This window comes from Rhodococcus sp. p52, assembly GCF_000763325.2.
Lineage (GTDB): Bacteria > Actinomycetota > Actinomycetes > Mycobacteriales > Mycobacteriaceae > Rhodococcus > Rhodococcus pyridinivorans.
Genome location: NZ_CP016819.1, coordinates 2,048,230 through 2,069,250, shown reverse-complemented (window position 1 = coordinate 2,069,250; position 21,021 = coordinate 2,048,230). Strand labels below are relative to the sequence as shown.

The 21,021-nt window shown below is 69.1% G+C and carries 11 protein-coding genes; 4 read left to right on the top strand and 7 right to left on the bottom strand.

Annotated features, from left to right (window positions below):
* Positions 1-11: 11 nt before the first annotated feature.
* Positions 12-1,376, bottom strand: coding sequence for a cation:dicarboxylate symporter family transporter (locus tag IM25_RS09570; RefSeq protein WP_033096838.1), 1,365 nt, complete (start codon positions 1,374-1,376; stop codon positions 12-14).
* Positions 1,377-1,638: 262 nt separating this feature from the next.
* Between IM25_RS09570 and IM25_RS09565 the strand changes: the two genes are divergently transcribed.
* Together IM25_RS09565 and IM25_RS09560 are read left to right on the top strand one after the other, a co-directional pair.
* Positions 1,639-3,192, top strand: coding sequence for a sensor histidine kinase (locus IM25_RS09565; RefSeq protein WP_006551833.1), 1,554 nt, complete (start codon positions 1,639-1,641; stop codon positions 3,190-3,192).
* Positions 3,189-3,881 carry a response regulator gene (locus IM25_RS09560; RefSeq protein WP_006551834.1) on the top strand — a complete coding sequence of 231 codons (693 nt, stop codon included), beginning with the start codon at positions 3,189-3,191 and terminating at the stop codon, positions 3,879-3,881. Before IM25_RS09565 ends, IM25_RS09560 begins: the two co-directional genes overlap by 4 nt.
* An 83-nt stretch (positions 3,882-3,964) precedes the next feature.
* Here the strand turns inward: IM25_RS09560 and IM25_RS09555 are convergent, their stop codons facing one another.
* Together IM25_RS09555 and IM25_RS09550 are read right to left on the bottom strand one after the other, a co-directional pair.
* Positions 3,965-6,112 carry a S9 family peptidase gene (locus IM25_RS09555; protein WP_033096839.1) on the bottom strand — a complete coding sequence of 716 codons (2,148 nt, stop codon included), beginning with the start codon at positions 6,110-6,112 and terminating at the stop codon, positions 3,965-3,967.
* Positions 6,113-6,118: 6 nt separating this feature from the next.
* Positions 6,119-7,006 carry a phosphoribosylaminoimidazolesuccinocarboxamide synthase gene (locus IM25_RS09550; RefSeq protein ID WP_006551836.1) on the bottom strand — a complete coding sequence of 296 codons (888 nt, stop codon included), beginning with the start codon at positions 7,004-7,006 and terminating at the stop codon, positions 6,119-6,121.
* 108 nt (positions 7,007-7,114) lie between these two features.
* Between IM25_RS09550 and IM25_RS09545 the strand changes: the two genes are divergently transcribed.
* The gene (locus IM25_RS09545; RefSeq protein ID WP_033096840.1) at positions 7,115-8,548 is read left to right on the top strand and encodes an MDR family MFS transporter; all 1,434 of its coding nucleotides are present in this window, start codon (positions 7,115-7,117) and stop codon (positions 8,546-8,548) included.
* A gap of 74 nt (positions 8,549-8,622) precedes the next feature.
* Positions 8,623-9,021, top strand: coding sequence for a hypothetical protein (locus tag IM25_RS09540; RefSeq protein ID WP_033096841.1), 399 nt, complete (start codon positions 8,623-8,625; stop codon positions 9,019-9,021).
* A gap of 68 nt (positions 9,022-9,089) precedes the next feature.
* On the opposite strand, the gene entS is transcribed toward IM25_RS09540, so the two are convergent.
* The 4 genes from entS to IM25_RS09520 form a co-directional block, all read right to left on the bottom strand.
* Complete coding sequence (gene entS / locus IM25_RS09535; protein WP_033096967.1) at positions 9,090-10,340, bottom strand: enterobactin transporter EntS; 1,251 nt, start codon at positions 10,338-10,340, stop codon at positions 9,090-9,092.
* Positions 10,341-10,350: 10 nt separating this feature from the next.
* Positions 10,351-10,572, bottom strand: a complete 222-nt coding sequence (locus IM25_RS09530) for a phosphopantetheine-binding protein (RefSeq protein ID WP_006551840.1) — start codon at positions 10,570-10,572, stop codon at positions 10,351-10,353.
* Positions 10,494-19,871 (bottom strand): non-ribosomal peptide synthetase, encoded by a 9,378-nt coding sequence (locus IM25_RS09525; protein ID WP_065995992.1) that lies wholly within the window; start codon positions 19,869-19,871, stop codon positions 10,494-10,496. The genes IM25_RS09530 and IM25_RS09525 overlap by 79 nt, the downstream gene beginning before the upstream one ends.
* A gap of 110 nt (positions 19,872-19,981) precedes the next feature.
* Positions 19,982-21,010 carry an ABC transporter substrate-binding protein gene (locus IM25_RS09520; protein WP_006551842.1) on the bottom strand — a complete coding sequence of 343 codons (1,029 nt, stop codon included), beginning with the start codon at positions 21,008-21,010 and terminating at the stop codon, positions 19,982-19,984.
* Positions 21,011-21,021 lie beyond the last annotated feature (11 nt).

Genomic DNA, 21,021 nt, shown 5'->3' with positions numbered 1-21,021 from the left:
CGGATGCCGGATCAGACGGACACCTTCTCCAGCTTCGCCGGTTCGCGCTCGGGAGCGGGCTCGTGATCGTCGACCATCATGCTTTCGTCGAACGGCAGCCGTCCGCTGAGCACCTCGTCGACGCGGTCACGGTCCACCGACTTGGTCCACGTGCCGATGAGCAGGGTCGCGATGGCGTTGCCGGAGAAGTTGGTGACGGCACGCGCCTCGGACATGAACCGGTCGACACCGACGATCAGGCCGACACCGTCGAGCAGGTCGGGGCGGTGGCTCTGCAGACCGCCGGCCAGCGTCGCCAGACCGGCACCGGTGACCCCGGCCGCACCCTTCGAGGCGACGATCATGAACAGCAGGAGCGAGATCTGCTCACCCATGTTCAGGGGACTGCCCATCGCGTCGGACACGAACAGGGCGGCCATCGTCAGGTAGATCGCGGTGCCGTCCAGGTTGAACGAGTAACCGGTGGGCACGACCACGCCGACGGTGGTGCGCTGGACACCGAGGTGCTCCATCTTGGCGATCAGACGCGGCAGCGCGGACTCCGACGACGACGTCGCGAAGATGAGGAGGTACTCGCGGGCGAGGTACTTCACGAGCTTGAACACCGAGACACCGGAGACCGCTCGCAGCAACGATCCGAGAACACCGAAGACGAACACGACGCACGTGAGGTAGAAGGCGATCATCAGAACACCGAGCTGCAGGACCGCGCTCAGACCGGTCTGGCCGACGACGTTGGCGATGGCACCGAAGGCACCGATCGGGGCGAGCCACAGGATCATCGTCAGGATGCGGAAGACCAGCTTCTGCAGGTGGCCGATGCCCCGCAGGATCGGTTCACCCGACTTGCCGATGCCCTGGATGGCGAAGCCGACGAGCAGCGCCACGAACAGGGTCTGCAGGACGCTGCCCTCGGTCAGTGCGGACAACAGGGAGGTGGGGATGATCGACGCGATGAAGTCGACGGTGCCGCCGGCGGCATGCGCCTTCTCGGCGAGTTCGGCACCCGAGCCGGCGTTGGCCGGATCGAGGGTGAGCCCCGAGCCCGGGTCGAGCAGGTTGCCCACACCCAGGCCGATTGCGAGGGCCACGGTCGACATGCCCACGAAGTAGATCAGCGCGAGTCCACCGATCCGGCCGACGCTCGCCGCTGCCCGGACCGACCCGATGCCGAGCACGATGGTGCAGAAGATCACCGGGCTGATCATCATCTTGATCAGGTCGACGAACATGGTGCCGAGGACACCGAGCGACTTGCCCGTCTCGGGGGCCAGCCATCCGACGGCGATACCGGCGACGACGGCGATGATGACGCCGATGTACAGCCAGTGGGTACGGTCGCGGCGTTTCTCGCCCCGCACGGTTGTGGTGCTCATGGAGTGCCCTTCGATCATGCGCGGGCTCGTCGCGCGATGTTCACGGATAACGGGATGCGGTGACGCACCGGCGAGGACTCGGGAATCGACCGTGGTTCGGTCGGGTACTACGGGACCCTGGTAGGGGCCGCTCCGCGCCCGGGTGGTGACCGGCATCACGTCCACATAAGGACATGGTGGTGGCCGGGTCGCCGCGGGAGAAGTTTGTGTACATAGTGTTCACGGGAGGTGAGCGGTGAACCGTCGCCAGGCGAGACCGCCGATGAGCGTGGCGGGCCAGCTGCTCATCCTCCAGCTGGTGGTGTTCACGGTGATAGCGATCGTGGCGGGTGCGCTCATCGTCGTCGACGAACGCCGCGACGCCGACGAGGCCACGCGCCGCACCGTGACGGATATCGCAGTGACAGCCGCGCTCTTCCCGGAGGTCGCGGACGGGTTGCTCTCCCCCGATCCGACCGCAGCGCTCCAGCCCCGCGCCGAGCAGATCCGCGAGGCGACAGGGGTGGACTTCGTCGTCGTCGTGGACCCCGAGGGCATCCGCGTGACACATCCGGTGCCGGAGCAGATCGGGTTGCCGTACACGGGCCACACCGATGAGGCCCGTTCGGGCACGCCGTTCACCGAGACGTACACGGGCAGCCTCGGATCGTCGATCCGCACCATCGCGCCGGTCTACGACGACGGCACGCTCGTCGGATTCGTGTCGGTCGGGGTGACACGGGAGAGGATCGCCGAGAACTTCGTGCGGAGCCTTCCGGGCATCGTCGGCCTGGTGGCGGCCGGGCTCGTGGTCACCGCGGCGGGCGGATACCTGATCGCGCGGCGCCTGCGCCGTCAGACCCTCGGGCTCGATCCCGACCAGCTGCGGCGCATGTACGAACACCACGACGCCGTCCTGCACTCGATCGGCGAAGGGCTGCTGGTGTTCGGTGGAGCACCCGGCGCCTCACCGCAGGTCGACGTCGTCAACGACGAGGCACGCCGCCTGCTCGGCCTTCCCCCGACCGGGCCGGTCCCCTTCGACGCCCTGCCCGAGACACTGCGCGAACTCGCAACCACCGGCGAGGCACGCGACGAGGTGCACCTGACGCGCGACCGCACCCTCGTCGTCAACAGCGACGCGGTGAACTGGAACGAGCGCCGCATCGGCACCGTCGTCACCCTCCGCGACCACACCGAGTTGCGCGGTGTCCTCGGTGAACTCGACTCGGTCCGCGGATTCGCCGAGTCGCTGCGGGCGCAGGCCCACGAGTCGGCGAACCGTCTGCACACCATCGTCACGATGGTCGAACTCGGCCGGACGGAGGACGCGGTCGCGTTCGCGACGCAGGAACTGGCGGTCTCCCAGCACCTGATCGACAGGTTGACAAGTGCCATCCACGAGCCGGCGCTGTCGGCGTTGCTGCTCGGCAAGATCGACGAGGCGGCCGAGCGAGGTGTGGAACTGACCGTCACCGACGACACGGAACTGGGCCCGGTTCCGTCCATCCCGGCGCGCGATATCGTCACCCTCGTCGGGAATCTCATCGACAACGCCATCGACGCCTCCCATGCGTCGGACGACCCATGGGTGGAGGTGACTGTGCGTCGGGACGATTCGTCGATGATCGTCGAGGTCGCCGACAGCGGGCCGGGGATGTCGCCGGAGGTGCTGGCCCAGGCCATGCAGCGCGGCTACTCAACCAAGTCCGAGCAGCGCGGCCTCGGACTCGCACTCGTCGCCCAGGTCGTGGCGCGTCACGGGGGAACTCTGCGCACCGAACCGTCGCTGGGTTCGATGATCGTCGCCGTGATCCCCTTGGAGAGCCGGTCGTGATCCGGGTGCTCGTCGTCGAGGACGAACCGCTCATCGCCGAGGCCCACCGCGAATACGTCGGGAGGGTGGACGGGTTCGAGGTGGTAGGTGTCGCGCACACGGGTAGCGACGCCGTGCGGGCGGTCGCGTCGGCTGCGCGGGTGGGCACACCGGTGGATCTGGTGCTGCTCGACATCGGGCTCCCCGACACGAGCGGCCTCGAAGTGGCTGCACGCCTGAGCGCCGGTCGTCCGAGTCCCGACATCATCGCCGTCACGTCGAACCGCGATCTGGAGGTCGTGCGGACGGCGGTCGCGCGGGGTGTGGTGCTGTATCTGCTCAAGCCGTTCACCTTCGCGGCACTGCAGGACAAGCTCGAACAGTACGTGGCCTACCGCTCGGCGTTGCGCGACGCCGAGACCGCGGCGGGCCAGCACGATATCGATCGCGCCATGTCGGCTCTGCGCACGAGCAGTTCCCGTCCGTCCACACCCAAGGGCATCTCCCCCGACACGCTGTCGAAGATCACCGATTTCCTTCATCACGCCGACGGGCCGCGAACCGCTGCGGAAGTCGGATCGGCCGTGGGGGTCTCACGCGTGACCGCGTGGCGTTACCTCGAACGGCTCGCCGACGACGGAGCCGCGACCCGCATCACCGAGTACGGCCGCGCCGGCCGGCCCCAGGTCCGGTACGAACTGCGCAGGTGAGCGGTCTGCTATCGGCTACACAGTTCGTCATTCGCGTCGGCAATTGCTGCGGCGAATAGCGAGAACGCGAGCGGATACCGAGCTCAGCCCGCAGCGGTCTCCGCGCGGCAGGCGCCCGACGTCTCGAGCACCCACGCGAACTCGAACGCGACCTCGCGCCACTTCTCGTACCGGCCCGACACACCGCCGTGTCCCGCGCTCATCTCCGTCTTGAGCAGCAACGGCGCATCGCCGGTCTTCGTCGCGCGCAGCTTGGCGACCCACTTGGCGGGTTCGACGTAGAGCACGCGCGTGTCGTTGATGCTGGTGATCGCGAGGATCGCCGGGTAATCCTTGGCCTCGACGTTCTCGTAGGGGCTGTACGAGCGCATGTACTCGTACACCTCTGGGTTCTCGAGCGGGTTGCCCCACTCGTCCCATTCGATCACCGTGAGCGGCAAGGACGGATCGAGGATCGACGTGAGCGGGTCGACGAACGGGACGTTCGCGAGGATGCCCGCGAACAGCTCGGGTGCGATGTTCGCGACCGCACCCATGAGCAGGCCACCGGCACTGCCGCCGTCGGCGACCAGCTTCTCCGGGCTCGTGACGCCGGCGTCGATCAGGTGCCGCGCGCACGCCACGAAGTCGGTGAAGGTGTTCTTCTTCGTCAGCGACTTGCCGTTCTCGTACCAGTGCCGGCCCATCTCGCCGCCGCCGCGCACGTGCGCGACCGCGAAGACCATGCCCCGGTCGAGCAGCGACAGGCGTGCGACGGAGAAGGCCGGGTCGATGCTCGCTTCGTACGAGCCGTAGCCGTACAGCAGCGTGGGCGCGTTCTCGGGGGTGCCCTTGCGCGCGACGATCGACAGCGGGATCTTCGTGCCGTCCTCGGCGGTCGCCCACTCGCGGCGCTGCTCGTAGAGCGTCGGGTCGAACTCGCCGAGCACCGGCTGCGACTTGAGCAGCTTCAGCTCACCGGTGCTCACGGTGTAGTCGTAGACCCGGCTCGGGGTGATGAACGACGTGTAGCCCAGACGCAGTGTGGGCTGGGTCCATTCGGGGTTCGCGCCCGGTCCGACGGCGAAGAGTTCCTCGTCGAACTCTAGTTCGGTGAGCTTGCCGTAACCCTCGTCGGTCAACGGCCACACCGCGAGTCGGGTGAGGGCTTCGCGGCGGTAGCCGAGCACCAGGTGTCCCTCGAACGCGTCGACGTCCTCGAGGCGCACGTCGTGCCGGTGCTCGATCAGGGTGCGCAGCGCGGACGGGTCGTCGACGGGAGCCTCGGCGAGGACGAAGTTATCGGCCTTCTTCCCCGTCTCGGGGTCGACGTCGTTGTGCAGGATCAGGAAGCGGTCCTCACCGGCGATCACGGCGTGCTCGGCACCGTACTCGACACCTTCGCGGCGCGGCAGGATCACACGGAATTCGCCTGTGGGGTTCTCGGATTCGAGCACCCATCCCTCGGTGGTGATCTTCGAGCCGACCCAGATCATGAGGTACTTCTCGCTGCGGGTCGAACCGATCGACACCCAGTACCGCTCGTCGGGTTCGTGGAAGACCTTCACGTCCTCGTCGACGGAGGTGCCGAGCTTGTGCCGCCAGACGGTGTCGGGCCGCCACGACTCGTCGACCGTCTGGTAGAAGACGTGGCTGTGGTCGAGCGCCCACGTCGCTCCCGGTGCGGTGCCGGGGATCTCGTCCGCCCGCATCTCACCGGTGGTGAGGTCCTTGATGCGCAGGGTGTAGCGCTCGTCGCCCACGACGTCGGTCGAGTACGCGAGCAGCGTGCCGTCGTGGCTGATCGAGAACGCCCCGAGCGAGAAGAACTCGTGCCCTTCCGACTCGACGTTGCCGTCGAGGAGCACCTGCTCGCCGGGGAGTTCCACACCAGGCGTGACGTCGGGCGGTGTCCAGTCGTCGGCGTCGGCGATCGGGCACCGGCACTGGATCGCGTACTGCTTGCCCTCGACGGTGCGGGCGTAGTACCACCAGTCACCCATCCGGGTGGGGACCGACATGTCGGTCTCCTGGGTGCGCGACCTGATCTCCTCGAAGATCGCCTCACGCAGCGGAGCGAGATGTTCCGTCTGCGCCTCGGTGTACGAGTTCTCCGCTTCCAGGTACGCGACGACCTCGGGGTCGTTCTTGTCGCGCAGCCATTCGTAGTCGTCGACGAAGGTGTGCCCGTGATGGGTGCGCTCGAGCGGCACCTTCTTCGCGACCGGCGGAGTGATCTTCGAGGAGGTCATATGCGGTCAGCCGATCCAATCGTCGAAGGACAGTCCCGAAATACGTTCGTACGCCTCGATGTAGCGAGCTCGCGTCTTGTCGACGACGTGCTGCGGCAGCGGCGGGGGCGGGGTGTCGGAGGCGCGGTCCCAGCCCGATTCGGGTCCGGTGAGCCAGTTCCGGACGATCTGCTTGTCGAAGCTGGGCTGAACCTTGCCCTCCTCGTACTCGTTCGCGTCCCAGTAGCGGGACGAATCCGGGGTGAGGACCTCGTCGGCGAGCACCAGATTGCCGGCCTTGTCGAGACCGAACTCCAACTTGGTGTCGGCGAGCAGGATGCCGCGGTCGGACGCGTACATGGCGGCGCGGTCGTAGATATCGAGCGTGTCCTGGCGCAGCTTCATCGCCAGGTTCAGACCGACCTTCTCGACGACGTCGTCGAAGGAGATGTTCTCGTCGTGGTCGCCGAGCGCAGCCTTGCTGGCCGGGGTGAAGATCGGTTCGGGCAGTCTGCTGGCCTCGACGAGCCCCTGGGGCAGGGTGACACCGCAGACGGAGCCCGTGGCTTGGTAGTCGAGCAGGCCGGAGCCGGTGAGGAAGCCTCGGGCGACGCACTCGACGGGCACCATCTCGAGGCGCTTGACCACGAGTGCGCGGCCGAGGACCTCCTCGGGGATACGCTCGTCGTCGGGTTCTCCCGCGAGGTGGTTGTTGGTGGCGTCGAGCAGCTTGAAGAAGAACACGCTCATCGCAGTGAGGACCCGTCCCTTGTCGGGGATCGGGGTCTCGAGCACGTGATCGTAGGCCGAGATCCGGTCACTGGCGACGAGGAGCAGGTGCTCGTCGTCGATCACGTACAGATCACGCACCTTGCCGCCGGCGAGGTGTTGGTAGGACTCGAGTGAAGGACGCACGCTGACACCCTAGTGCTCATCGAGTGGGCGTACCGCACCCCGTGGCGGATATCCCACTCGTTCACCGCCGGGTGGAACAACGAACGTATGAGTGGGAACAGGAGTGGCATGGCCGCATCGTCGCGAGTGGACGTCGGGTTCGGGTCCGAGCGGGGCCCGATCCTCATCGCTCTGATGCTCGCCACCTCCCTCGTGGCGCTCGAGAGCACCATCCTGGCGACCGCGATCCCGACGATCGTCGCGGACCTGGGCGGCTTCACGCAGTTCCCGTGGTTGTTCTCCGCCTATCTGCTCACGCAGGCGGTGCTCGTCCCGGTCTACGGCAAACTCTCCGACGTCTTCGGCCGCACTCCGCTGTTGTTGTTCGGGATCGGGGTGTTCGCGGCGGGGTCGGTGCTGTGCGCGGTGGCGTGGAGCATGCCGGCGCTGATCGCGTTCCGCGCGGTGCAGGGACTCGGCGCCGGTGCGGTGCTGCCGATGGCACAGACGATCGCCGGGGACATCTACACGGTCGCCGAGCGCGCCAAGGCGCAGGGCTATCTCGCCAGTGTGTGGGGCATGTCGGCGGTGATCGGCCCGGCCGTGGGCGGTGTCTTCGCAGACTTCCTGTCGTGGCGGTGGATCTTCTGGATCAACCTGCCGTTGTGTGCCCTCGCGGCGTGGGTGCTCGTCCGCAACTTCCGCGAGGACACGCCGTCGGGACCGCGACCGCGCGTGGACTGGGCCGGCGCGGCGACACTCGCGGTAGGCGCCGCCCTGCTGATCCTCGGCCTGCTCGAGGGCGGGCAGTCATGGGCGTGGACGTCGGCGACCGGGATCGGCATCTTCGCCGCCGGTGCAGCCCTGATCGCGGTGTTCGTGTGGATCGAGTCCCGCGCCGCCGAGCCGATTCTGCCGATCCGGCTGTTCACGCGACGTGTGCTGGTCACCACCAGCGCGGTGTCGTGCCTGGTGGGCGCGGTCGTGCTGGGTCTGACCTCGTACGTTCCGTCGTTCGTGCAGGGTTCGCTGGGGACCACGGCGCTCGTCGCGGGCTTCACGCTGGCGACGATGACGATCGGCTGGCCGATCGCGGCGGCGCAGTCGGGCCGGCTCTATCTGCGGATCGGTTTTCGCAACACCGGTCTGGTGGGTGCGGTGCCGCTGTTGTGCGGCGCGGCGCTGTTGACGCAGGTCGGGGTGGATTCGGCTCCCGGGGAAGTGGCGCTCTGCTGCGTGCTCGTGGGACTCGGGATGGGGTTGATCGCCAGTCCCGCGCTGATCGCGGCGCAGTCCAGCGTCGACTGGTCCGAGCGGGGCGTCGTCACGGGCGCGAACGCCTTCGCACGTGCGATCGGCAGCGCGGTGGGCGTGGCGGTGTTCGGTGCGCTGGCCAATGCAGCCCTCGGGGGCGCAGCGGCGGACGAGACCGTCACCGGAACTCCCGGTGCGGCGCAGTTGGCGGACTCGGTGGCGCCGGTGTTCGTCGCCGTTCTGGTCTGCGCCGTCCTGCTGGTGTCGTGCGTGTGCCTGATCCCGAACCGTCCGGCGGCGGCCGGGTAGGCGACACGCCGCGTGCCTATACCGTTACCTACGAGCTGTTTCGTATTCGCTCGAGATCGGGCACCATCTCTGCGGTGAGAACGACAAGCGGCGGCAAGGACACCATCGACGACGTGACGTACTTCCCCGTCGGAGCTGCGGAGCATGCTCTGCAGCGACTGGCACACGCTACGGCGATGCAGGACACGACGGATTACGAGTCGCTGCGCTCTGCCATGGACGCGGAGTACTTCTGGCGCGGTGTCGCCGAGACCTTCCGGATCGCCGACGAGGCGTTCCGGATCGTGTCGTCCGCGACACGCGACCGGCAGGACATCTGCGCGCACGTCATGGCACGCGCTGCCGACTGGGTGGGCACCATCGAACTCGCCACCGAGGGATCCCGGTTGTACGGCGCGCTCGTCGCTTACACCCAGGGCGTCAGCGAAGGGTATTCGGCCGTGGAGTCCTGGGCGCGCGACGGACGGGTATGACGCGAAAGCGCTGATCGACGCGAAGGCGGGGCCGGGGATCCCCCCGGCCCCGCTCGTCGACCCGCAGGTCAGCCCACAGCTTCGAGATCGCCCGTGTCCTCGAACCGCCGCAGCGTCGGGGTCGTAACGAACATGATCGCGATGATCACCACACCGGCCACGCCGTAGATGGTCAGGGCCATCGAGATCGGCACCAGCGAGGCCACGACGCCCGCCGCGACCGCGCCGACGGAGGTACCGGCCGTCACCTGCGCGCCCCACACGGCCGCGATCCGTCCGCGGTACTCGTCGGAGGTGTTGCGCTGGACGGTCGCGTACCGCACGACGTCCGCGAGCGAGTCGCCGAAACCGTGCGCGGCCAGACCGAGCAGCACGACGGCGAGGACGCCGGTCGCGCCGGCACCCACCAGACCGGCGGCGGAGACCGCCATGAGCAGGTACACCACCAGCCCGTACCGGCGGATCGAGCCGGTCCAGCCGCTGGTCAGCGAGCCGACCACGGCTCCGACGGCGGGGGCGGTGTAGAGCAGGCCGACCACCGACGGTCCGACGCCGAGCACCTCGTCGGCGAACTCCGGGATCAGCACGGCCCAGCCGGACAGCAGCATTGCGAGGAATCCGACGATCAGCACCTGCCCCACCACGCGGTTGTGTGCCGCGTACCGGAAACCCGACACCACCGACTTCAGCGGTGATTCCTCCGCCACGTGCGTCGGCGGCAGCGACGGCAGGCGGGTGATGCAGAAGGTGGTGATCGCCGTGGTGAACGCCGCGAGCGCGTAGGCCACACCCACACCACCGGCGGCGATGACGACACCGCCGAGCGCCGGGCCGATCATGGAGCCGAGGTCGGCGGTCAGCGCCATGAGCGCGCCGGCCGCGGCGAGCTTGTCGCGCGGGATCAGGCTGGGGGTTACCGCCATGAGCGCGGTCGACGAGATCCCGCCCGCGATGCCGTCGACGACGGCGAGCACGTAGATCGCCCACATCTGCGGTTCGGGCAGGAACGCGTTGATCGCCAGCAGCGCGAAGGCGACGCCCGCGGTGCCGCGGGCGAGGGCGATGACGTTCCGCCGGTCGTACCGGTCGGCGAGCACCCCGCCCGCGAAGGTGGCCCCGAAGGTGGTCACACCGATCACCGCGGAGACGGCGGCGACCTGCGCCGTCGAGCCGGTGAGCTGGTACACCTGCACGGGCACGGCCACGATGAGGAAACCGAGACCGAACAGCGACACGACGCGTGCGGTGAACAGGTACCGGAACTCGCGGCTGGTCCGCAGCGGGTCGAGGTCGATGAGGAGCTTCTCGAAGACGGCCACGATCACCCGCTCATCCGCGGGTGAGCAGCGCGATCCACTGCTCGAGGTCGGGGGCGGAGGCGAGGTCCACGAAGTCGACCTCGACGCCGGCGCTACGCCACTGTTCCACGAGGGCCATCAGCCGGACGGAGTCGAGTCCCTGGTCGACGAGGCTCACCGAGGGGTCGAGTTCGTCGACGTCGATGTCCAGGATCCGGGCGGTGTCGGCGAGGACGGTAGTGCGATCGAGCATGGTGTTCTCCTTGTTTCGATGTGTGCAGGCGCTGTGCCCTGGTAAGCGGTGCCGGTGAGTTCTTTCGCGGCGACGACGACCTGCACCGTCTCCTGCCAGATCCGCGCGATCTCGGCGAGCGTGTCCGCGTCGACCACGTCCGCTGCGGCGGCGAACTCGCATTCCAGAACCGCGCCGTCCGGGGTGTCCTCGGTGATCGCGTCCACCTGCAGGACGTGGTCGAGCGGCATGTCCGGATCCACCGAACCCCCGATCGCAGCGGCGCCCGGTGCACCCGACCACGGGCTGCCCGACGCCTCGCCGAGCGTGAGCCGACCGAGGTAGTTGAAGACGACGGCCGGCGGCACGTACCGGGCGAAGCGGTCGCCGAAGTCCGGGTTCAGTCGACGCAGCAGGCCGAAGCCGATGCCGTTGTCGGGTCGTTCCCGCGACGCGCGGGCCACCGCACGCAGCACCGCGCCCGCGGCGTCGGTGTCCCGGGACGCGGACGCCACGTCGACCTCCGCCAGATCCACCGTCACCGGATACATCGACGTGAACCAGCCGACCGTGCGCGACAGGTCGGCACCGGGGACCACCTGCTCCTCCCGGCCGTGTCCCTCGAGGTCGATGCGGACCTGGTCGCCACCCCGGACCGACGCCACCGCGACGGCGAGGGCCGAGAGCAGGATGTCGTCGACGACGTTCGCGGCCAGGACCCGCTCGGTGACGTCGACGGGCAGCTGCACGCGGGTCGACCGGGTCGAGAGGACGGTGTCGCGTGCCGGGTCGAGCGGGCGCGAACCGAGCATCGGTTCGTCGGCGTCGACGGCACGCTGCCAGGCCGACCACGACGCGGTGATCCGCTCCGAGCGTGCCGCTTTCGCGAGTTCGTCCGCCCACACCCGGAAGGGTGTGCCGCTCGACGACAGGGTCACGGTCTCCCCGCGTTCGGCCTGTTCGACGGCGTCGGCGAGGTCGGGGACGAGGATCCGCCACGACACGCCGTCCACCACGAGGTGGTTCACGACGATCAGGACGCGTCCGGCCTGCTGCGGCCCGAAGTCGAACCACACGATCTGCACCATCGTCCCGTTCTCGGGATCGAGTGCGGCGTACGCGTTCTCACGCTCCTCGTCGAACAACTCGTCCCAGTCCCGGCCCGTGGCGTCGACGCGCCGCACGGCTGCGGTGAGGTCGGGAACGGTCTCGGGGACCGTCCACGACGGTCGGCCTTCGTCGTCGACACGGAAGGTCGAGCGCAGCATCGGATGGGCGGCCACGAGTGCCTCGACCGCGGTACGCAGGGTGTCGAGCGTGAGCCCGACCGGCGCGACCAGCAGTCGCGCCTGCGAGAACCGGGACAACCTCGTCCACTGCTCGAGGATGTCCCACACGATCGGCGTGACGGTCCCCTCGCCTGCCACGTCGCCGACGGCTGCCGGACGGGTCTGTCCGCCGCCATTGTCGATCGCGGCCGCGAGTGCCTCGACGGTGCGCAGTTCGATCACCTGACGCGTGGTGATCCACAGCCCGGCCGCCCGGACCTTCGACACGAGCTGGATCGAAACGATCGAGTCGCCACCGAGGGAGAAGAAATCGTCGTCGATCCCCACCCGTTCGAGTCCGAGCACGTCCGCGACGAGTCCCGCCAGGACCCGCTCGGTGCCGGTACGCGGTGCACGCGCCCCGACCAGCGACGAGAAGTCCGGCTCGGGCAACGCCTTCCGGTCGACCTTGCCGTTGGCAGTGACGGGGAAGGCGTCGAGTACGAGCACCACGGCGGGCACCATGTAGTCGGGCAGACGCTCGGCAACGGCGGCACGGACGACCGCCGGATCGACGGCACCGTCCGGGGTCACGTAGCCGACCAGACGCGTCACTCCACGACTGTCGGTGTGCGCGTCCACGACCGCGTCCCGCACCCCGCGCACCGCGGTCAGCGCGGCCTCCACCTCACCGAGTTCGACCCGGAAGCCGCGGATCTTGACCTGATCGTCGCCGCGGCCGAGGAATTCGAGCACGGGCCGGCCGTCGGCACCACGCACCCGCCGGACGAGGTCGCCGGTGCGGTACATACGGGTGCCGTCGTCGGCGAAAGGATTCGGCACGAACCGCACCGTCGTGAGGTCGGGTCGGCCGAGATATCCGCGGGCGACACCGGCACCGGAGACGTACAGTTCGCCGACCACACCCATCGGGACGGGCCGGAGCATCGCGTCGAGGACGTACGCGCCGGCGCCGTGCACGGCCCGGCCGAGGCACGGTGTGTCGGCGTCGGTGACGGCCCCGATGAGCGAGTCCACGGTGCATTCGGTCGGTCCGTAGAGGTTGAAGGCGCGCCCGTCGGTCAGCTCCCGCAGTCGCTGCCACGACGCCGGATTGACTGCCTCGCCACCGAATCCGACGGAGGCGGGGCGGTGTCCGCTCTCGTACAGTCCGGCAGCGAGCATGCGGTCGAGGAAGGACGGGGTGACCTCGAGGAAGTCGAGTTCGTGCTCGAGCGTGTATGCGACCATCCGTTCGGGATCACGCATGGTGTCCTCGTCGAAGACGTGCACCGTGTGTCCGTCGAGCAGCCACAGGGTCGGCTGCCACGAGGCGTCGAAACCGAACGACCACGCGTGCCCGACGCCGACGGAATCGCGTCCGGACGCCGCTACGGTCGGGACGTAGAGATCCGCGCGGTGGCTCTCGAACAGGTTGAGCAGGTTCGCGTGCGTGACCGCGACACCCTTCGGCAGTCCGGTCGAACCGGAGGTGTAGATGACGTACACGCCGTTGTGCGGGCGCAGCGCACCGCGGCGGTCGGCATCCGTCAGTGGGGCGGTGGAGAATTCGCCGAGTTGCAGGTCGGGGTCGTCGAGCACCACGATCCTCGTGTCGCCTGCGATGGGGACGATACCGTCGAGAACCGAGGCGACCGTGACGATCACCTGTGGTCGAGAGTCGGACACCATGTGCGCCAGTCGATCCTGCGGATAGGACGGGTCCATCGGCACGTACACGCCACCCGACGAGATCGCCGCCGCGATCGCGACGACCATGTGCTCGGACCGCGGCAGCGCGAGTCCCACGACCGTCTCCGGTCCGACTCCGGCGTCGACGAGGAGCCGCGCGAGTCGCGCGGAGCGCCCGCCCAGTTCCGCGAACGACAGTGTCGTGCCGTCGGCGACCACCGCAGGTGCGTGCGGGGTGCGAGCGATCTGCCGCGCCAGGAGATCGGCGACGGTCGCCGCTCCGCTCGACGGGGCCGCGGGGGTCGTCGACCGGTCGCTGCGCAGACCGGCCCGCTCGGCGGTCGTGAGCACATCGAGTTGCGCCACGGTGCCGGGGTTCTCGGCGACGAGCTGGTCGAGGATGCGGACGAGGCGCTCCCCCAGTGCGGTGGCGTCGTCCTCGGTGAACAGATCGGTCCGGTACTCGAGGCCGAGGTGCAGTTCGTCCTCCAGTCCCGCGACCAGCACGAGCGGGAAGTTCGTGGCGTCCGAACCCCCGACCGACCCGACCCGCACGCCGCCGTCCCGTTGCGCCGCGTCGAGGGCGTCGCGGTCGACGGGGTAGTTCTCGAAGACGAGGAGGGTATCGAACAGTTCGCCGATCCCGACGGCACGTCGGATGTCGGCGAGACCGACGTACTGGTGGTCCATCACGCGGTTCTGGGTGCCGTGCGTGCGAGTGACGAGATCGGTGATCGACTCCCCCGCCTGCGTGCGGACGCGTACCGGGACGGTGTTGATGAACAGGCCGATCATCGATTCCACGCCCGGCACGTCGGGGACGCGCCCGGAGACGATCGCACCGAAGACGACATCGGTTCTGCCGGTGAGCGACCCGACGAGAAGGCCCCAGGCGGTCTGCACGAGTCCGTTGACCGTGACGCCCTGTGCGCGGCTCGCTTCGACGAGCCGCCGCGACAGCCCGTCGGGCACGGCGACCGTCAGTTCGGCGGGAAACTGCGGTCGCAGCGCCGTACCGGACGGTGTGACGAGGGTGGGTTCGTCCACGCCGTCGAGCAACTCGCGCCACACTTCGACACCGGCCGCGACGTCCTGTTCGCCGAGCCAGTCGAGGTAGTCGGAGAACGGCACGACCGGCGCGAGTCCGGCGGCGGAACCCCCGGCGGCGTAGATCTGCAGGAGTTCCTGCACGAGCAGCGGGGTGGACCAACCGTCGGAGACGAGGTGGTGCATCGTGAACAGCAGTCGCGCACGCGTCGGTCCCGCGACCACCAGCGTGAAGCGCACCAGGGGTGCGGCCGCGAGATCGAATCTGCGGGTGCGGTCGGCGGCGAGCAGTTCCGCCACCCGTGTGTCGAGTTCGCCGGGCTCGACGGTCCCGAGATCGACGACCTCCCAGTGCGGTTCGGCGGCGCGACGGACGACGCCGATCGGTTCGCCTGCTGCGCCGAGTCGATAGCCGGTGCGCAGAACGGCGTGCCGGTCGACGAGTGCACGCACCGAGCGCTGCATCGTGCCGGCGTCGACGCGGCCGTCGAGGGCGAGGTCGGTCTGCATCGTGTAGACATCGACACCCTCGGCGACACTGCCCGATCCCGACGGCTCGTTCAGTCCGGCCAGGAAGTACATGCCGCGCTGCAGGGGTGTCAGCGGCACGACGTCCTCGATGCCGTCCGGATTCTCGGCGTGCAGTGCGAGCACCTCGTCGACGGACAACCCGGACGCCGTGAGCACCGACGGCACGGGGACGCCCACGGCACCGCCGGAGACCGTGTCGGTGAGAAGGTGCAGTGCCGCGAGCCAGCGCTGCCCGATCCGGCGGGCCCGATCGGCGTCGAGAGCACCGGTGGCGTAGGTGAACACCGCCGAGAGAGCGGGTCCGTCCGGTCCGTCCTCCGTGATCACGTTGACGTCGAGGACGTGGTCGAGGGGCATGGCCGGATCGACGGAACCACCGAGCGCGGCCGCCTCGGGTGCGGCCGACCACGCGGAGTCGGCGGTATCGCCGAGGGTCATCCGGCCGAGGTAGTTGAACATCACCTCCGGGGTCCGGTAGCCATCGAAGCGGTCGCGGTCGTCGCCGAGGAAACGCAGGAGACCGAAGGAGATTCCGTTGTCGGGAATGCGTTTCAGCGATTCGGTCGCGTGGGCGACGGCCCGGAGCGGAGCACCGCCGTCGAGTGCACGGTCTCCGCCGAGTTCGACCGTCACGGGGTACAGGGAGGTGAACCACCCGACGGTACGCGACAGGTCGGCACCAGGCACGATCCGTTCCTCGCGTCCGTGACCCTCGAGATGCACTCGCAGGGCGGATCCGCCGCAGACGTCGGTGACGGCGAGTGCGAGGGCCGCGAGCAGCACATCGCCGGTGCCGATACCGAGGGCGGACGGCACCGTGGTGAGGATGCGTTCGGTGACGTCGACCGGTACGTCGATCTCGACGGACGCCGAGGTCGACACGATGTCGCGCTGCGGGTCCAGGGCGCGGCTTCCCACCGCGGGCGAACTCTCGGCGGCGAGGGCGGATCCCCAGAGCGGCCACGATCCGGTGATCCGCTCGGACGAGGCCGCTTCGACGAGCGATTCCGCCCACTCCCGGAAGGACGTCCCGGTGTCCTCCGGCGCTGGCGTCTCCCCGCGGGTGGCCGCGGAGACGGCACCGGCGAGGTCGGGCACCAGGATCCGCCACGACACGCCGTCGACGACGAGGTGGTGCGCGACGACGACGATCCGTCCGGCCTGCTGCGGTCCCGGGTCGAGGAAAACCACGCGGAGCATCACCCCGGCTTCGGGGTCGAGTGCGTCGACAGCCTCCGCCGACGCTTCGGCGATGAGGTCGTTCCACGAAATTTGTTCCGTGGTCGAGTGATCCACTCGCCGGACGAGCGTCGCGGCCTCCGGGATGCCCTCGGGCACGATCCATGTCGCACCGCGACGAGTACGCCCCGACGGTTCCGAGTCGCCGACGGTGAACCGCGAGCGCAGCATGGGGTGGGCCGCGAGCAGCGCCCGCACACCCGTGACCAGATCCATCTCCCGCAGGCCGACGGGGGCGACGAGCGTCCGGGACTGGGTGAATCGGCGCAGCGAGTCGAACGATCCGGACGCGAGGGATTCGTGCACGATCGGCGTGACGGGCACCGGGCCGGTCGCCGCCGTCCGGCCTCGCCGGGGTTCCTCGGCGGGTGCCTCGCACGCTGTGGCGAGTGCGGCTGCGGTGCGCAGTTCGAAGACCTGACGGGCGGTCACGCGCAGGCCGGCCGCGCGTAGACGCGACACGAGTTGGATGGAGACGATCGAATCCCCCCCGAGGGTGAAGAAGTCGTCGTGGACACCCACGCGGTCGAGGCCGAGGACGTCGGCGACGGTGGCGCACAGCGTCCGCTCTGTCTCGGTGCGCGGTTCGCCGGCACCCGCCAGGGACGAGAAGTCCGGTTCGGGCAACGCCTTCCGGTCGATTTTGCCGTTGGCCGTGATCGGAAGGACGGGAAGAGTGACGAGCACCGCCGGGACCATGTAGTCGGGCAACCGGTCGGCGAGCGCGGCCCGCACCTCAGCGGTGTCGGGTCCGTCGCCGACGATGTACCCGACGAGGCGGGTGGTCCCCCGGTGGTCGGTGTGTGCGACCACCACGGCGTTCCGCACGGCCGGATGCGCGGTGAGCGCGGTCTCGATCTCGCCGGGTTCCACTCGGAATCCGCGGATCTTGACCTGGTCGTCGTCGCGGCCGACGTATTCGAGTGTGCCGTCGTCCGTCCAGCGCACGACATCACCCGTGCGGTACATGCGGGCACCCGCGACCCCGTAGGGATCGGCGACGAAGCGTGCCGAGGTCAGGTCGTGGCGGCCGAGATAGCCACGGGTGACACCGTTTCCGGAGACGTACAGTTCACCGGCCACTCCGATGGGCACGGGACGCAGCCAGTGGTCCAGGACCCGCACGCTCGTCCCGGGAGTGGGACCGCCGATCGTCACGGTGTCCCCCGCGATGTGCGCGGAAGTCGCGTCGACGGTGCATTCGGTGGGTCCGTAGCAGTTCGTCGCCACCACGTCGCTCGCGGCGAGTCGCTGCCACAGCGCGGTGCTCACCGCTTCGCCGCCCACGGTGACGATCGCGGGAACGTGCCCACCCGGTTCGAGGAGACCGGCGTCGAGCAGGCGGTTCATGAGCACGGGCACGGTGTCGACGTAGTCGATGCCGTGGGTGCGCACGTAGTCGACGATGCGGTCGACGTCGGCACGGTTGTCGTCGGGAAGCACATGCAGCACATGGCCTTCGAAGAGCCAGGTGAGCGCGGCGACCGCCGAGTCGAAGGCGAACGGGTAGGTGAGCAGGACGTGCCACTGCCCGTCGCGCGGCGCACGACCGGCGGCGTGCATGGGCCCGGCGGCCTGTGCGGCGTGCAGGTCGGCGAGATTGGCGTGCGAGACGGCCACGCCCTTCGGCAGACCCGTGGAGCCGGAGGTGTAGACGACGTAGGCCAGATGATCCGGGCGGAGCGGAGCGCGCCGGTCCGCGTCCGTGAGCGGAGCCGACGACAGCGCCGACAGTGTGGACTCGACATCCGGGTCGTCGAGGACCAGCACGTCGACCCCGTCGAGCACCTCACCGAGACCCGCGCGCACGGCCTCGGTGGTGATCACCAGACGCGGTGCGGCATCGGTGATCATGTGCTTCAACCGGTCGGCGGGATAGGACGGGTCGAGCGGCAGATAGGCGCCTCCGGCGGTGAGGACGGCAACGATCGCGTCGACCATGGCGCCGGTCCGGGAAAGCGCGAGACCGACCCGGTCGTCGGGTCGCACGCCGCGGTCGACGAGCAACCTCGCCAGTCGCGCCGAGGCCGCGCCGAGTTCACCGAACGACGATTCCTGCTCACCGCACACCACTGCGGGTCGGTCGGTGCCGGTGGTGAACCGGTGCGCGAGCAGGTCGGCGACGGTGCCGCTCGACGGTGCCGCGGGTGCGGTGGACCAGGTGCCCAGTACACGTTCCCGTTCCGAGGACGGCAGGATGTCGAGGTCGGCGACAGGCGCATCGGGCCGGGCACACAGGGCCTCGAGGATCGCGACGAGGCGGGCGCCCAGGGCGGCGGCCTCGTCCGCGTCGATCAGCGACGGGCGGTGGTCGAGCTTGACGACGAGCCGATCGGACATGCCGGCCGTGAGGACCAGCGGATAGTTGGTGGCGTCGCGTCCGTCGACGCCGGTGATCGTCACTCCCCCGGCGCGTTGCGCTCGCTCGAGGGCGTCGCGGTCGACGGGATAACTCTCGAAGACGGTGAGGGTGTCGAACAGTTCACCGATCCCGACGGCGCGCTGCACCTCGGACAGGCCCAGGTACTGGTGATCGACGGTGCGCGACTGCTCGAGCTGTACGCGTCGCAACAGTTCGGTGACGGTCGCGGCGGGATCGAGCCGCACCCGCACCGGAACGGTGTTGATGAACAGCCCGATCATCGATTCCACGCCGACGAGTTCCGGAGGGCGGCCCGAGACCGTCGCGCCGAAGACGATGTCGTCGCGGCCGAGCAGACCGGACAGGAGCATCGCCCACGCGGTCTGCAGCACCGTGTTGAGCGTGACGCCGCTCGCGCGGGTGAGCTCCGCGAGCTTCGCGCCGAGCCCGTCGGGGACCGGAACCTCGAGTTCGCCGCAGCGTTCCGACGAGCGGGTCGCTCCCGGCGGTGCCACGAGCGACGGCTCGCTCACCCCGTCGAGCGCCTCCTGCCACAGCGACCGGGCAGCCTCGCGGTCCTGGCGCCCGAGCCACGCGAGGTAGTCGCGGTAGGGGCGCACGGACGGCAGGCCCGACGCCGATCCCCCGGCGGCGTAGATCTCGAGCAGCTCGCGCACGATGATCGGGGACGACCAGCCGTCGACGACGATGTGGTGGGCGGTGAGCAGCAGGCGCACCTCGTCGGCGCCGAACCGCACGAAGGTCCAGCGAACGAGCGGCGGTTGCGTCAGGTCGAACCAGTCGTGCAGGTCGTCCTCGACGATCTGCTCGAGCCGGCGTTCCGCCTCGGCGCGTTCGAGACCGGACAGATCCTCGCTGCGCCAGGGATTCTCCACGCCCGACACGACGAGCCCCGCCGTACGGCCGTCCTTACGGGGACGGAAGCACGTGCGCAGCGCCGGATGACGGTCGAGCAGCGCCTGCGCGGAGGCCGCCATCCGCTCCTCGTCGACCGCCCCCGAGAGTCGCACCACCGATTGCACCGTGTAGGCGTCGGGATCGGCCCCAGCCGTGTCGTCGGATGTCGAGCCGGTCGGCGCCGCAACGGTACTCAGGTAGAGCAGGCCCTGTTGCAGCGGCGAGAGCGGAACGATGTCTTCGAGCGCAGTGGAACGGGTCATCTGTCGCTTTCGGTATGGACGGTCATTTCGGGCACGGACGACGAACGGCCCCCGCGCCGGGACGTCGGGGGCCGTTCGGTCGGTGGTGCGGGGCGGGCCCGCAACAGCGACTACTCCTGGCTCTGGTTGGCCGGAAGTTTCGCCAACTCGGCATCGATGGAATCGAGTGCCAGCAGAGCGGTTTCGTAGGTCGCTGCACTGGAGTGCTTGACGGCGACGAGGTTGCCGGCCTTCACGGCGGGAAGATCCTGCCACAGCGGGGAGGCGAACAGTTCCTCCAGCTCGGGCGGCAACGAACCGTCGGCCTCGACACCGTAGACGATCACGTCGGCCTCGCCGAGGTTCTCGGGCAACTGCTCGACCGACAGGTACTCGGCGTGAACTCCCTCGGGATCGGTCGGCTCACCGAAGAAGTCGAACCCGAGATCGTCGAACAGGTTGGTGGTGTACGACGAGGCGTATTCGCGGGAGAACTCACCGGGCTCGGTACCGCACACACCGCAGACGCCGGCGAACTTCAGGCCCCCGAGCGAGTCGGCGTACTTGTCGGCGATCTCGGCAGCGCGAGCCTCGTACTCCTCCTTGAACTCCCCGTAGGAGTCGCTGACGTTCGCGGCATCGGCGTACTGCTCACCGAGTTCGCGCCACTCGCCCGGAACCGTGAGCCCGACGAAGACCACCGGGGCGAGCGCCTCGAGCTTGGCCACGTCGACCTGCTCCTGCACGCGGGCCGGGACGCCCATGATGATGAGGTCGGGATCTGCGGCGGTGACTGCCTCGTAGTTGAGCTCCGAGACGGCGCCGTCGGGAGCGACCTTCGGCAGCGCCTCGTAGGCGGCCAGGGTCTCCTCGTCCATGTTGTCGAGCTCGCGGCTCCACTCGCATACGGCGGCGAGGTTCGCGCCGGCCTGGATGAGCGGGAGGGTTGCGTAGCCGCAGGACACGATCCGCTGGGGGTCGGCCGGGATCTCGATGCTGCCGTTCTGCGCTTCGAAGGTGCGCGTCGCGGCGGAGTCGGTGCCGCTCTCCGCGCTGCTGCTGTCGCCGTCGCTCGAACATCCCACAAGTCCGACGGCCAGCAGGGCTGCCGCGCCGAGCGCCGCGGCGCCCCGCGCGCGCTTGCGTTCCAGAACGCGCATCGTTGTTCTCC